This is a genomic window from Bradyrhizobium sp. C-145 (assembly GCF_023375135.1).
GTDB classification, from domain to species: Bacteria; Pseudomonadota; Alphaproteobacteria; order Rhizobiales; family Xanthobacteraceae; genus Bradyrhizobium; species Bradyrhizobium zhanjiangense.
This window is the reverse complement of the sequence record NZ_CP088150.1, coordinates 4844839-4858086: the sequence shown is the minus strand read 5'-3', so window position 1 is coordinate 4858086 and position 13248 is coordinate 4844839. Positions and strand designations below refer to the sequence as shown.

The 13248-nt window shown below is 62.6% G+C and carries 14 protein-coding genes and 1 tRNA gene; 9 read left to right on the top strand and 6 right to left on the bottom strand.

All coding sequences use genetic code 11. The features are described 5' to 3' along the window. Positions 1 to 210: 210 nt before the first annotated feature. Positions 211 to 2331: a sodium-translocating pyrophosphatase gene (locus LRP30_RS22700; RefSeq protein WP_128941834.1), complete on the top strand. Its 2121-nt coding sequence runs from the start codon at positions 211 to 213 to the stop codon at positions 2329 to 2331. A gap of 175 nt (positions 2332 to 2506) precedes the next feature. Here the strand turns inward: LRP30_RS22700 and LRP30_RS22695 are convergent, their stop codons facing one another. Together LRP30_RS22695 and bamE are read right to left on the bottom strand one after the other, a co-directional pair. Then, on the bottom strand, positions 2507 to 3520 hold the full coding sequence (locus LRP30_RS22695) for a tripartite tricarboxylate transporter substrate binding protein (protein WP_245474190.1): 1014 nt from the start codon (positions 3518 to 3520) through the stop codon (positions 2507 to 2509). A 110-nt stretch (positions 3521 to 3630) separates the two neighbouring features. Continuing rightward, positions 3631 to 4113 carry an outer membrane protein assembly factor BamE gene (gene bamE / locus LRP30_RS22690; protein ID WP_164935048.1) on the bottom strand — a complete coding sequence of 161 codons (483 nt, stop codon included), beginning with the start codon at positions 4111 to 4113 and terminating at the stop codon, positions 3631 to 3633. Between the two features lie 98 nt (positions 4114 to 4211). On the opposite strand from bamE, the gene LRP30_RS22685 reads away from it, so the two are divergent. From LRP30_RS22685 to LRP30_RS22650, 8 genes are all read left to right on the top strand, one after another. Then, positions 4212 to 4763 (top strand): ubiquinol-cytochrome C chaperone family protein, encoded by a 552-nt coding sequence (locus tag LRP30_RS22685; RefSeq protein ID WP_128941832.1) that lies wholly within the window; start codon positions 4212 to 4214, stop codon positions 4761 to 4763. Continuing rightward, a complete protein-coding gene (locus LRP30_RS22680; protein ID WP_128941831.1) occupies positions 4760 to 5329 on the top strand; it encodes a DUF177 domain-containing protein in 570 nt (189 codons plus the stop codon). The genes LRP30_RS22685 and LRP30_RS22680 overlap by 4 nt, the downstream gene beginning before the upstream one ends. Positions 5330 to 5626: 297 nt before the next feature. Beyond that, positions 5627 to 6688, top strand: a complete 1062-nt coding sequence (gene plsX / locus LRP30_RS22675) for a phosphate acyltransferase PlsX (protein WP_091893283.1) — start codon at positions 5627 to 5629, stop codon at positions 6686 to 6688. Further along, complete coding sequence (locus LRP30_RS22670) at positions 6685 to 7665, top strand: beta-ketoacyl-ACP synthase III (RefSeq protein ID WP_128933372.1); 981 nt, start codon at positions 6685 to 6687, stop codon at positions 7663 to 7665. Before plsX ends, LRP30_RS22670 begins: the two co-directional genes overlap by 4 nt. Positions 7666 to 7796: 131 nt before the next feature. Further along, positions 7797 to 8138: an integration host factor subunit alpha gene (locus LRP30_RS22665; protein WP_176945860.1), complete on the top strand. Its 342-nt coding sequence runs from the start codon at positions 7797 to 7799 to the stop codon at positions 8136 to 8138. A 24-nt stretch (positions 8139 to 8162) separates the two neighbouring features. Next, positions 8163 to 8741, top strand: a complete 579-nt coding sequence (locus tag LRP30_RS22660; protein ID WP_128933373.1) for a MerR family transcriptional regulator — start codon at positions 8163 to 8165, stop codon at positions 8739 to 8741. Between the two features lie 113 nt (positions 8742 to 8854). Further along, positions 8855 to 8932 (top strand) — tRNA-Pro (locus LRP30_RS22655). Between the two features lie 1369 nt (positions 8933 to 10301). Then, complete coding sequence (locus LRP30_RS22650; RefSeq protein WP_128941828.1) at positions 10302 to 10520, top strand: hypothetical protein; 219 nt, start codon at positions 10302 to 10304, stop codon at positions 10518 to 10520. A 127-nt stretch (positions 10521 to 10647) separates the two neighbouring features. Here the strand turns inward: LRP30_RS22650 and LRP30_RS22645 are convergent, their stop codons facing one another. The 4 genes from LRP30_RS22645 to LRP30_RS22630 all read right to left on the bottom strand — a co-directional run bounded on the left by LRP30_RS22645 (position 10648) and on the right by LRP30_RS22630 (position 13139). Further along, positions 10648 to 10857 (bottom strand): PRC-barrel domain-containing protein, encoded by a 210-nt coding sequence (locus LRP30_RS22645; protein ID WP_128933375.1) that lies wholly within the window; start codon positions 10855 to 10857, stop codon positions 10648 to 10650. A 108-nt stretch (positions 10858 to 10965) separates the two neighbouring features. Then, on the bottom strand, positions 10966 to 11196 hold the full coding sequence (locus tag LRP30_RS22640; protein ID WP_249756378.1) for a hypothetical protein: 231 nt from the start codon (positions 11194 to 11196) through the stop codon (positions 10966 to 10968). Positions 11197 to 11694: 498 nt separating this feature from the next. Beyond that, the gene (locus LRP30_RS22635; RefSeq protein WP_128933377.1) at positions 11695 to 11940 is read right to left on the bottom strand and encodes a hypothetical protein; all 246 of its coding nucleotides are present in this window, start codon (positions 11938 to 11940) and stop codon (positions 11695 to 11697) included. A 686-nt stretch (positions 11941 to 12626) separates the two neighbouring features. Beyond that, positions 12627 to 13139 carry a septal ring lytic transglycosylase RlpA family protein gene (locus tag LRP30_RS22630; RefSeq protein WP_245508733.1) on the bottom strand — a complete coding sequence of 171 codons (513 nt, stop codon included), beginning with the start codon at positions 13137 to 13139 and terminating at the stop codon, positions 12627 to 12629. Between the last annotated feature and the right edge of the window lie 109 nt (positions 13140 to 13248).

Below are 13248 nucleotides of genomic sequence, written 5' to 3'. Positions count from 1 at the left end.
AGTTCTCCGGACTGGCCTAAATACCTGCCGAGATCGGCCGTTTCGGCCTTATCCGGCGTTGCACCCTTAATTTGATTTTGGCAAGCTTGCGACCGACTGGGGCCGCCCCTTCGGGCAAGGGGCGGCTTTGTTCAAAATCAAGGCGCCGCACCGCACGACGGACAACAAAAGGCGCCGGGGGTACATCAAGGATCTGAGGCAAAAAATCACATGACAGCATTATGGTTGATAGTGCTCTGCGGAGTGCTTTCCGTCGTCTACGCGATTTGGGCGACGTCTTCGGTGTTGGGCGCGGATGCGGGGACGCCGCGCATGCAGGAGATCGCAGGAGCGGTGCGCGAAGGCGCACAGGCGTATCTGCGGCGCCAGTACACCACGATCGGTCTCGTCGGCATCGTCATCTTCTTGCTGCTTGCCTATTTCCTCGGGGTCTATGTCGCGATCGGTTTTGCCATCGGCGCCGTCCTATCGGGGGCGGCCGGCTTCATCGGCATGAACGTCTCGGTCCGCGCCAATGTGCGCACCGCGCAGGCCGCGACGACCTCGCTCGCCGGCGGCCTCGAACTCGCTTTCAAGGCGGGCGCCATCACCGGCCTTCTGGTCGCCGGTCTCGCGCTGCTCGGCGTCACCCTCTATTTCGGCTTCCTGGTCCATTCGCTGAAGCTCGCGCCCGACAGCCGCACCGTGGTCGACGCCATGGTGGCGCTCGGCTTCGGCGCCTCGCTGATCTCGATCTTCGCCCGTCTTGGCGGCGGTATCTTCACCAAGGGTGCGGACGTCGGCGGCGACCTCGTCGGCAAGGTCGAGGCCGGCATCCCCGAGGACGATCCGCGCAATCCCGCCACCATCGCCGACAACGTCGGCGACAATGTCGGTGACTGCGCTGGCATGGCCGCCGACCTGTTCGAGACCTATGCGGTGACCGCGGTCGCCACCATGGTGCTCGCGGCGATCTTCTTCGCCAAGACGCCGATCCTCGCCAACATGATGACGCTGCCGCTCGCGATCGGCGGCATCTGCATCATCACCTCGATCATCGGCACCTTCTTCGTCAAGCTCGGGCCGAGCCAGTCGATCATGGGCGCGCTCTACAAGGGCCTGATCGCGACCGGCATCCTGTCGTTGATCGGCATCGCGCTGGTGATCTACTACCTGATCGGCTTCGGCAAGCTCGAGGGCGTCGACTTCACCGGCATGGCGCTGTTCGAATGCGGCGTGGTCGGTCTCGTCGTCACGGCGCTGATCATCTGGATCACCGAATACTACACCGGCACCGACTACCGTCCGGTGAAGTCGATTGCGCAGGCCTCGGTTACCGGCCACGGCACCAACGTGATCCAGGGCCTCGCGGTCTCGATGGAAGCGACCGCGCTGCCCGCGATCGTCATCATCGCCGGCATCCTGGTCACTTACAGCCTCGCCGGGCTGTTTGGCATCGCGATCGCGACCGCCACCATGCTGGCGCTGGCCGGCATGATCGTCGCGCTCGACGCCTTCGGCCCGGTCACCGACAACGCCGGCGGCATTGCAGAGATGGCGGGCCTGCCCAAGGAGGTGCGCAAGTCGACCGACGCGCTCGACGCGGTCGGCAACACCACCAAGGCGGTGACCAAGGGCTACGCGATCGGCTCGGCCGGTCTCGGTGCCCTGGTGCTGTTCGCGGCCTACAACCAGGACCTCAAGTTCTTCGTTGCGGACTCCGCGAAACACGCCTACTTCGCCGGCGTCAATCCGGACTTCTCGCTCAACAACCCCTATGTGGTGGTGGGCCTGCTGTTCGGCGGCCTCTTGCCGTATCTGTTCGGCGCGCTGGGCATGACCGCGGTCGGCCGTGCGGCCGGCGCGATCGTCGAGGAGGTCCGGCGTCAGTTCCGCGAGAAGCCGGGCATCATGCAGGGCACCGACAAGCCCGACTACGGCAAGGCGGTCGACCTGCTCACCCGCGCGGCGATCAAGGAGATGATCATCCCCTCGCTGCTGCCGGTGCTGTCGCCGATCGTCGTCTACTTCCTGATCTACGCGATCGCAGGCGGCGGCGTGGCCGGCAAGTCGGCAGCGTTCTCGGCGGTCGGCGCGATGCTGCTCGGCGTGATCGTGACCGGCCTGTTCGTCGCGATCTCCATGACCTCAGGCGGCGGCGCCTGGGACAACGCCAAGAAGTACATCGAGGATGGCCATTTCGGCGGCAAGGGCTCTGATGCCCACAAGTCGGCCGTCACCGGCGACACCGTCGGCGATCCCTACAAGGACACGGCCGGCCCCGCAGTGAACCCGATGATCAAGATCACGAACATCGTGGCCTTGCTGCTGCTGGCGATTTTGGCGCACTGAGCGGCGGCGGCGACACAAGACAAAACCCCGCGGCGCGAGCCGCGGGGTTTTTGCTTGGCAGGCCGAGCCCTCTCACCACGTCATTGCGAGCGCAGCGAAGCAATCCAGAATTTTTCGGCAGAGGCAGTCTGGATTGCTTCGTCGCAAGAGCTCCTCGCAATGACGAAGGTGGCGATCACTGCACGTCCATCTGCAACCCTTCCTTCTGGATGATGCCGGCGAACTTCTTCGTCTCGGCGTCCACGAAGGCGGCGAATTGCTCTGGCGTGCCGTAGTCGGCGCGGGCGCCCATGGCGGCGATCTGCTTCTTGATGTCGTCGCGCTCCAGCATCGCCTTGACCTGAAGATTGAGCGCGTTGAGCACCTCGGGTGAGACCCCCTTCGGCAGGAAGACGGAGAACCACGAGGATACGTCGAAGTTCGTCAGCTCCGGCGCGCTCTCGCGCATGGTCGGCAGGTTCGGCGCGAGCTCGCTGCGCTCGGTCGTGGTGACGCAGAGGCCGTTGAGCGTGCCGTTCTGCACCTGCGGCAGGCTCGGATAGAGATTGTCGAACAGGATCTGGATGTCGCCGGCGAGCGCGGCCTGGAGCGCGGGGCCGGCGCCGCGGAACGGGATGTGGGTCATCTTCAACCCGGTGAGCTGGAGAAACCAGGCGCCGGTGAGATGCGGGCTCTGGCCGACGCCGGAGGAGGCGTAGCTGAGCTTGTCCGGATTGGCCTTCAGGTACGCGATCAGCTCGGCGATCGATTTGATGCCGGTCTTCGGATGCGCCGAGACGATGTTCGGGATCCGGATCATGTTGGAGACCGGCTGAAGCTGGTCCGGCTTGTAGGTGAGGTTCTTGAAGATGCTGTAGGCGATCGCGTTCGGTCCGGGGTTGCCGACCAGGATGGTGTGACCATCAGGCTTGGCCCGGACCACCTCGGCCGTTCCGATCGTGCCGCCGCCGCCGGAGCGGTTTTCCACGACCGCCGACTGGCCCCAGGCGGTTTGCAGCTGTGCGGCGAGCAGCCGGCCCATGACGTCGGTGGAGCCGCCGGCCGCCGCCGGCACGACGAGGCGAACGTTCTCGGTCGGCTTCCAGTCGGCCAGGCTCGATCGCGGCAGGATGGCTGCGGCCGACAGACCGGCAACGCCGGTGAGCACGCGACGGCGGGACAACGAAATGTTCTGAAGTTTCTTGGGCACGAATCCTCTCCCTGCTTCTTGTTTTGCCGGGAGCGTAGGGAACCCGGCGCGCGGCGGCAAGCCGCGCGCGAGGGCAAGTGCCGCGCGGAGGGCGGCACGACGCCGCAGGCTCAGTTAAAGCTGAGCAGCTTGAACAGCGGCGCGAGGTAGCTCATCTCCTGGCCCGACGTCGCCGTGGTGCGGCTGATGAAGTCGAAGATCTTGCCGTCCTGGAGGCCATAATTCGCCAGCCGGCGCACGCGGCGGTTCTTGTCGAAATAGATCGCGATGACGCGCTGGTCGACCACCTTCTGGTTCATGAAGGCGACCATGCGCTCGGAGCGCTGCGAGATGTAGTAGAACACTTCACCGTCGAGGGTCGCGACCGTGGAGGGCGTGCCCATCACGATCAGCACTTGGTCCTGGCTCGCGCCGATCGGAATCTGCTCCAGCGCGCCGGGCGGCAGGATGTAGCCCTTCTGGAACTGCTCCCCAGTGCACCCGGCGAGGGCGGCGCCGACCAGAGCCACGGCCGCGAACATGCGCAGGCCGCGCCAGCGTGCATGAAGGCCGCGCTTGTCCGCGCGCAGGCCGGTCTGGTTCGTCATCGTCATTGCGGAATTGATTCCGTCCCCTTGCGTCGCGCGAGGCGCTGAAGTACCGGGCGGAGGCTCTGAATGCAACACGCGCGCGCCCGCTTGCGGAAACCACAATGCTTTGGCCGTTCAATCACTTCAGGAAACCCCGGCTAACCCCGCCGGGCACCATTGAAGCCATCTATGGCATGATCGTGACGCAGGCGCGAGAACCCATATTTTACCGTGACTTGGACGTACCAGATACGGTTAACGGGCGTTTCGACCTGTTGCTGCTGCATCTCTGGCTGCTGCTGCGCCGCCTGCGCACGGTCCAGGGCGCCACCGGGCTGTCGCAGGCGCTGTTCGACCGCTTCTGCGAGGACATGGACGACAATCTGCGCGAGATGGGGGTGGGCGACCAGACCGTACCGAAGCGGATGCGGGCTTTTGGCGAGGCCTTCTATGGCCGCGTCCAAGCCTATGACCAGGCCATGGAAGGGGCCGGCGACGCGCTGGCATCGGCGATCTGCAAGAATATCTTGAATGGGACCGGCATGGATCAGGCGCAGAGGCTCGCGGCCTATGCCCGGGCCACGGAAGCCGATCTCGGCCGGACCGACGAGGCCGCGCTCCTGCGCGCGTCCTTCAAATTTCCCCCGGCACTCCCAGAGGATGTCACGCCATGAGCCGACCGACGACCGGATCCGCGCCCGATCCCTGGCGGGCGCCCGTCATCGTGGCACAGGTCCCCGACACCGGCCTGCATCGCGAACTCGAGGCCTCGGCGGCCGAGCGGCAGGCTATGGCCGAGATCGCGGGCCTGCGGGAGATCCTGTCCGCCCATGCCAGCTTCGATGTCGTGCCGAAAAGCGGCGGGCGGGTCGAGGTCACCGGGCTGGTCCGCGGCCGGATCGGCCAGACCTGCGTCGTCACGCTCGATCCGATCGAGAGTGAGATCGAGGAGGAGGTGGACCTGATGTTCGCTCCCGAGGCCGAGGCGCGCCGGCTCGCCGACCTGATCGAGGAGGGGCAGGACGATCAGGAGCCGCCTGATGTCGCCGACCCCCCGGAGGCGATCGTCAATGGCATCATCGACCTCGGCCGTCTCGCCACTGACGCGCTGTTCCTGGCGATCGATCCCTATCCGCGCAAGGAGGGGGCCGTGTTCGAGGCGGAGGTCACGGCCCCCGATCCCGAGGACCATCCATTCGCAGCCCTGAAGGCACTTCAGGACAGGAAAAAGGGCAAATAGCTCGGCATTTCCGGCGGGACCGCTTGGGGCGGGACACGAGCCGTTTGCTGCGATGGTTTGAAGAGCGGTTATATCCGTTTGATTTCAATGCGTTTCCTGCCGATCCATCGGTTCGCTCGCGGATCGTCCTGAATGCAAAAGGCTGGGGGCAAGAGGTTGTTTCGGGGTAACAAAACGCTATTGTCGCGCCCCGGTTCGGGTGCGGCGTGGCGCTTGGCCAGTCGCCATGTCCGTGGCGAACCCATTTTGCGGCCCCGCTAGCTCAAGACCGCACGAGACCAGGTTTCCAGGACTTTCATGCCAAGCAAGGTTCGCATCGCGCTGGACGCCATGGGAGGCGATGTCGGCCCCGCCGTGGTGATTCCCGGTGCTGCCATCTCGCTGGGCAGGCACCGCGATAGCGAATTCCTGCTGGTCGGGGACCGCGCCAAAATCGAGCCCGAGCTCGAAAAGCACCCCGCGCTCAAGGCCGCCTCGAAGATCATTCATACCGACGTTGCCGTCAGCGGCTCGGACAAGCCGAGCCAGGCGCTGCGGCGCGGCCGCAAGACCTCCTCGATGTGGCTCGCGATCGATGCCGTGAAGAAGGGCGAGGCGGATGTCGCGATCTCCGCCGGCAACACCGGCGCGCTGATGGCGATGGCTCGCTTCCACTTGCGCACGCTGCCGGGCATTGACCGTCCGGCCATCTCCGCGATATGGCCGACCAGGCGCGGCGAGTCGGTCGTGCTCGATCTCGGCGCCACCCTTGGCGGCGATGCGCACCACCTGGTGTCGATGGCGGTCATGGGCGCGGCCAAGGCGAGCGTGCTGTTCAACAAGACGCGGCCCACGGTCGGGCTGCTCAACATCGGCGCCGAGGAGATCAAGGGCCACGAGGAGATCCGCGAGGCCAGCGAGATCCTGCGCGCGAGGAACCTGCCCGAGCTCGACTACATCGGCTTCGTCGAGGGCGACGGTATCGGCAAGGGGCTGGCCGACGTCATCGTGACCGAGGGTTTTAGCGGCAACATCGCGCTGAAGGCCGCCGAGGGAACCGCGCGCCAAATGGCGGAATTACTCCGCAACGAGATGCAGCGGAGCTGGCTGTCCAAGCTCGGCTATCTCTTTGCGCGCAGCGCCTTCCAGGCCCTGCGCGACAAGATGGACCCCAACAAGTCCAATGGCGGCGTGCTGCTGGGGCTGAACGGGGTGGTGGTCAAGAGCCACGGCGGAACCAACGCCGAAGGCTTTGCCTATGCGATCGATGTTGGCTATGAGATGGCTCACTACGATCTCCTGAACAAGATCAATCAGATGCTCAACCGCGAGGGCGGTGCACTCAGTTCCGTGCAGGCCGCGCAGGAGGCTGTTTCGTGACGAAAATCCGTTCGGTCGTGCTCGGCTGCGGCTCTTATCTGCCGGAGCAGGTGGTGACCAACGCCCAATTGGCGGCGCGCATCGACACCTCCGACGAGTGGATCGTCCAGCGGACCGGCATCCGTGAACGGCACATCGCGGCCGAGGGCGAGTTCACCTCGCACCTGGCGCTGAGGGCAGCGCAGGCTGCGCTCACCGATGCCGGCGTTGACGCGCAATCGATCGAGCTGATCGTGCTGGCGACCTCGACGCCGGACAATACGTTCCCAGCAACCGCGGTCGCCGTGCAGCACGGGCTCGGCATCAACCATGGCGCGGCGTTCGATCTCCAGGCGGTGTGCTCGGGCTTTGTGTTCGCGCTCGCCACCGCCGACAATTTCCTGCGCACAGGCGCCTATAAGCGCGCGCTGGTGATCGGCGCCGAGACCTTCTCGCGCATCCTCGACTGGAACGACCGCGGCACCTGCGTGCTGTTCGGCGACGGCGCCGGCGCGGTCGTGCTGGAGGCGCAGGAGCAGCCCGGCAATGCCGCGACCGACCGCGGCATTGTGACCACGCATTTGCGCTCCGACGGCCGCCACAAGGCAAAGCTGTTCGTCGACGGCGGACCGTCCTCGACCCAGACCGTCGGCCATCTGCGCATGGAGGGCCGCGAGGTCTTCAAGCACGCGGTCGGCATGATCACCGACGTGATCGTCGACGCCTTCCAGGCGACCGGGCTCAACGCCGACAGCATCGATTGGTTCGTGCCGCACCAGGCCAACAAGCGAATCATCGACGCCTCCGCGCACAAGCTGCATATCGCGCCGGAGAAGGTGGTGCTGACGGTGGACCGGCACGGCAACACCTCGGCGGCCTCGATTCCCCTGGCGCTCGCGGTGGCGCGCAAGGACGGCCGCATCAAGAAGGGCGACCTGGTCCTGCTGGAAGCCATGGGCGGCGGCTTCACCTGGGGCTCTGCCCTCGTGCGCTGGTAGCAACAATCGATAAAATTTTGCCGGAATCAGCGCGATTATCGATGCCTCTGCATTGATGAGCGCTGTTGACCGCCGTATCGTAACCTCCTAATTTCAGACAACAATTGTTCGCCGTGATGTGGGGCAGGGCGATGACCGAGACCAGCAAAACCGTAACGCGTGTTGATCTTTGCGAAGCCGTCTACCAGAAGGTGGGACTGTCGCGCACGGAGTCGTCCGCCTTCGTGGAACTCGTGCTGAAGGAGATCACCGACTGCCTCGAGAAGGGCGAAACGGTGAAATTGTCCTCGTTCGGCTCGTTCATGGTGCGCAAAAAGGGTCAGCGCATCGGCCGTAACCCGAAGACCGGCACCGAGGTGCCGATCTCGCCGCGCCGGGTGATGGTGTTCAAGCCGTCGGCGATCCTGAAGCAGCGGATCAACGCCCAGCACCGCACCAACGGCGATGGCAGCAAGGTTCAACCCGAGGCGTAACCGCCTATCGGAAAGGATTGGCATTTGGACAAGGCGCCGGATGCGTTCCGAACCATCAGCGAAGTAGCGCAGGAACTCGACATTCCGCAGCACGTGCTGCGGTTCTGGGAGACCCGTTTCTCCCAGATCAAGCCGATGAAGCGCAGCGGCGGCCGCCGCTATTACCGCCCCGACGACGTCGACCTGCTCAAGGGCATCCGCCGCCTGCTCTACGGGGAGGGCTACACCATCCGCGGGGTGCAGCGGATCCTGAAGGAGCACGGCGTCAAATCGGTGCAGGGCCTCGCCGACAGCGCCGCCGCGGTCTCGTTCGGCGCCATCGAGGACGCCATCGGCGCGAGCCTGATGGAGCCCGAGGACGAGGCGCCGATCAAGGGCGTCACCGACACGGACGATGACGACTATCAGGGCAACGAGGAGGAAGGCATCGACTTCCGCTTCGCCGAGATCGACGACGAGGACATCCTCACCACCTTTCGCAAGGGCGGCGCCGCTGCCGCACCCGCCGGCCCCAGCGCGCTCGACCGGGAACGGCTCGGCCGTGCGCTCGCCGACCTCGTCGCAGCCAAGGAAATGCTGGATCAGGCTCTGAAGGACGGGTGAGGAGCCGCTTTCCGCCGGCTTTGCGGGGAGTTCCGGGGGCGGTGGGCGGATAAGCCAAAATGCTGCAGCCTCGCCTTGCGCAAAGCGGCGATCCTAGCTAATGGAACGGCATTCGGAGCGTGGCGCAGCCCGGTTAGCGCACTAGTCTGGGAGACTAGGGGTCGGAGGTTCAAATCCTCTCGCTCCGACCATTTTTCTCAAACGATCTGTCGGGTGGATTGACCGTCGGCGTGGGGGCCTGCTCCCAGCCGCGACAGATGCGTGTGACCAGAAGCGCTGGCCGCTTCGGCGGCCGGTGCATCAAATGTCGAAAAACAACCCCATGCACAGTAGCGATGTCATTGGAGAATAACGTTTTTCCGAATCGATTTGACGCGTCGGGCAAAACAGGGGCATGATGTCATCATGCCAGCGGTGTCGTGATGGGAAGGTATCTCCGACAGCCGGCTCCGTATCCCGTGTTGGTGATGCGCGGAATTCGGAGTGCGCCATTTGCGAAGCGTCGGCACGCTCGCCAAGTTCGGGTGGCGCGAAATGCAAACAGCGTCAGCTAACTCAGATCACGCAAAACTTTTGCCAGAACGTCGCGGGACGCACCGCGGGCAATCAAGCCTTTGGCGGGTTCATCGACAGCACGATGATGCGGCCGGTTTTCTAAGAGTCGCTTAACGTCTCAGGTCGTCGCTACTGCCAAAGCCGGCGAGTGAGGTTGAGAAAGCCTGCCAGAGGCACGCCAAGCAAAATGCCGACAGTGCCGTATGCGATCGCGAACCGCGTCGCCATCCATGGCCCTGAACTTGTCGCTATCCCGTAAGCCGCACCAAGCCCGCCAAGTGCTCCAGCAATAACGATCATCTTGCGATCGTTGCGCGCCTCAACGTTGTGAATGGGCGATCGCTTGCGACCAATGATCGGAGGACCAAACGGCTGCCTTGACCCACAACTTGGGCAGGCAGCAGCGTTCCCAGAGACCGAGTGTCCGCAGTCGTAGCAATCGATCAGTTTCTTGAACTGTCCCATGCCGGGGGCGGTGTTACTCTGCCGCCCCTCTTTTAAAGCGATTGCAGATGGCGATCATAAAATTGATTATATATTTTTTATTTAATGTGATTTAATATTGGGGCCTTAATTGTAACAGTGCCCGTGCCTGAGCTTGGCCTAGAACGCTGGGCATCTCCTCAGCCACGCAGCTTGGGGTAATCTGCAGGGACCCGGGTGGCATGGATCGAGATCACCTTGACGCGATGTCCATTGATGAGTTGTGGGCTCTGCACACCGACGTGGGGCGCGTCCTAGCTGTCAGGCTGATCGCAGCAAAGCGCGAGCTTGAAGAGCGGCTTAGTCAGCTCGGCAGGAGCGCAGACTGGAAGGAGCCGGGGAAAAAGCACTACGGCGCACGACCGAGCCTCCGGCGCGAGTGTTATAATTCGTGATTAATTTGAATTAACTTTATTTATTTTTTTTGGGCATTTGTGTGATTTAATTGTTGCCTCACTATGCAAAAAGCGCGGCGCGGCCTTCCTACTCCATTTCCCATGCGCCCGCTCGGAAGGTCCGGCCATGACTGGTCTCCATCATTTCCAGAATTCCCCAGCGTCAATGCGATCGGCAGCTCCGTTCGAATGGGCCAACTTGCCCGAGGCGGGCAATCGCGGCGGTCGAGCGGATGCCGCTGCCGCTGTTCTTCGGCACCGCTTCGAAGCGCTCGCTGCTCAGATTGCCGAATTGGAAGCACTGCGCGAACGCGTCCTTGAGGCTGAGCAGAAGATCGCCTTTTGAGTTGAACAACGCAGCTACCTCCGCTCACGTCGGCCGTCCGCGCCAGATGAAGCGCCTGCCACAGCGCGGCAGCACCAATTGCTCGTGCCATGAACGACGATCAGCGCACATAAGCAGATGGGCACCGTCACTTCTGCGCCAGCTTAATCGTTGCCACGGGCCACTTTCCGGGATGGCCAGCAATGGAAAGACGCAAGCCGTGCGCTTCGTCCAAGTACAATTCCTCGACAGTCCCTGCTGTACCGTCCGTGAGCACCACCGCCTTGCCGATCAATTCTGTCTCGGCTTCGTGATATTCGCGTAGAATAGCAGAGGCGTGAGCTTCAGCCCGGGGCATCTGCCGCATCTCGTCCTGGCTATGCGAGCAAAACCGTCGAGACTGAACTGCGTTCCTTTCGCCTATCGGAGTAGAAAGGGTCGGCGAGACGGAGATCATAACTCCCGATCAATCGCAGCAGCATGGCTGCGGTTCTTCACCTTGATCCAGTGCTTCTGCCGACCGCCTCGGTACGGCCGACGCGCTGTGCAGAGCGTTGAAGTCGCTGATACCGTCGACGCCGAGGATCACGGCCTCGCCATCGATCACAAAGCGCCTCTGCCGGTTTTTCAGCGCGGCCTCAGCAATCCAGAGATAGCGCTTCGTCCAGTCGGTGCCGTTGCGAGAGAGGAGGCGCACGCGCTCATCCCGACACAATGTCGATTAACTTGGATTATTGTTTAAATTTTAAACTGCAGATAAACTGACATTTAATTGGCGTGGACTGCTCGGGGGAGCGCAACCTGAGAGAGGAGAGATCCATGAAGCTCACCTGGGGCGTTCTTTCCGCAGCGGCATTTGCGTTGGCTCTTGCGATGACGACCGTGCCACCTGCCTCGGCTTGCAACGGCAATGGGAATTGTCCCAACGCGCCCGGCCAGAATAAGCCTGGTCATGTCAGTGGAGCCCCCGGACCGATCGCAGGTGCCGGCCTTCCTATTCTCGCGATTGGATACGGCGTGTACTGGCTGGTAAAACGGCGGCGGACCCGCTAGGTCCCCGCGATCGCTCTCACCGATGCAGCTGGCCAGCAGCGAGAACTCCAAGCAACCTCCAAGCGGCCCCGGCCTTTCTCGACGCCCAAAAGCCCCACGGCGGGGGCCGTTCCACTCGGGCTTGATGCAGAGCAATCGGAAATTAGTTTAAAAGGATCTCATAGCGACGTTTGAGCCGGTCGCTTGTGGTCTTTGCTGCGTATTGAATGCGTGCAAGGTCGCAGCCTTCCTGCGCGACGACATGTAGCTTCCACTCTGAGGTGCCGGGTCGGTGATCGGGCCCGAACTCAACTTCGATGGACACGACCTTCTCTGTGCCTGGAAAACTTCGGATCTCCTGCAGCGCAATTCGCTCGAGCTCGTCCTTCGACACCGGTGATCTGGACACCGTTCGCTCCTAAGGGTGGAGGCGGCTGCTTGAAGCCGCGCTCAGCTCAATGCAGTCAGTGACCTCGACGTTCCTCCTCAAGATGAGAAGGCGCATCGCGAATCGCTCCAAGCTCGCGCCGATCTTATGATCAGCGCAATTGCTGCAGAGCTTCCGGAGTCAGCTCGTATCGACTCCCCACCTTTTTCAACCAGCGTGCTTTAAGCATTTGCAGTGTAGAACCCGCACAGTGGACGGTTGCCTCCTGGATAAAATAGCAGGCCATCGCGTTCGATCAGATAGCCGTACAGCTATGCGCTCCGCAGCGGCCTACCGCGACTGGTCTACAACCCCAATGAACAACCCCAATGAAAAGTCGTGTCGGTTCAGTCAGAACCAGCTCAGTAGTTTCCTGAATTTTCCTTAGCGGAACAAAGGTCTGCTTGCGCCTGGGAGACTGGGGGCGGAGGTTCAAATCCTCTCGCTCCGACCATTTTTCTCAACATCTGTCGGGTGGATTGACCGTCGGTGGGAGCCTGCTCCCGCCGGCGGCGGATGCGCGCTCACCAGCCCCATGCACAGTAGCGATGTCATTTGGGTAATAACGGTTTTCCGAAGCGATTTGACGCGTCGGGCAAAACAGGAGCACGCAGTAGCGTCGGAGTTCTTTTAATTGCAGGCAATTTCGCTTCGGCGCCGGTGTGTGTTCACAACACCTCGGCACGAATCTGAGCCACGCCACGATCCGTAATCCCCAAGCTGCGCGCAGCAGCCAGCGAAAGGTCGAGGACACGACTGCGGACGAACGGACCGCGGTCATTGACTGTGACGATGACGCTTCGGCTGCCGTGAGTGACGCGCAACTTGGTGCCGAAAGGCAGGCGGCGGTGCGCCGCTGTTAGCCGATTACGATCAAACGATGAACCGCTCGCTGTCTTGCCTTTGAAATAAGAATAGTAGGAGGCTTTGCCGGAAAAGACTCGATTAGAAGATTGGGCTCCTAAACGATCTTTCGAGGGCTCTTCCGGAGTCAGAGGTTGCGCTTGCTGTGGGGTCGAAGGTGGCGTCTGCGTTTCGTCCTTCTTTGTCTGGTCAAGCCCTTCAGGGGCTGGCTCCGCCTGAGCTTTTGGAATGATGAACCACCTATCATCGAAGGTTTGCGCGACAGCAGGAGTCGAGTAGATCGCCATCCAAGCTGGGATTGTTGCAATCGCGATCATTCTACAAAGAACTTGCATGATCGGCCTCACGCATGAAACTGACGGACAATGCAACTCATCGGCCTGTGTTCCTGCACACGCATTCTCGTGCAGACAAAGGTGAATGCAT

Bases quoted from the DNA above. Each gene is read 5' to 3' on its own strand.
- LRP30_RS22700 (WP_128941834.1), top strand. From the start codon at position 211: ATGACAGCATTATGGTTGATAGTGCTCTGCGGAGTGCTTTCCGTCGTC.
- bamE (WP_164935048.1), bottom strand. From the start codon at position 4,113: ATGACGATGACGAACCAGACCGGCCTGCGCGCGGACAAGCGCGGCCTT.
- LRP30_RS22685 (WP_128941832.1), top strand. From the start codon at position 4,212: ATGCTTTGGCCGTTCAATCACTTCAGGAAACCCCGGCTAACCCCGCCG.
- LRP30_RS22680 (WP_128941831.1), top strand. From the start codon at position 4,760: ATGAGCCGACCGACGACCGGATCCGCGCCCGATCCCTGGCGGGCGCCC.
- plsX (WP_091893283.1), top strand. From the start codon at position 5,627: ATGCCAAGCAAGGTTCGCATCGCGCTGGACGCCATGGGAGGCGATGTC.
- LRP30_RS22665 (WP_176945860.1), top strand. From the start codon at position 7,797: ATGACCGAGACCAGCAAAACCGTAACGCGTGTTGATCTTTGCGAAGCC.
- LRP30_RS22650 (WP_128941828.1), top strand. From the start codon at position 10,302: ATGACTGGTCTCCATCATTTCCAGAATTCCCCAGCGTCAATGCGATCG.
- LRP30_RS22645 (WP_128933375.1), bottom strand. From the start codon at position 10,857: ATGCCCCGGGCTGAAGCTCACGCCTCTGCTATTCTACGCGAATATCAC.
- LRP30_RS22630 (WP_245508733.1), bottom strand. From the start codon at position 13,139: ATGATCGCGATTGCAACAATCCCAGCTTGGATGGCGATCTACTCGACT.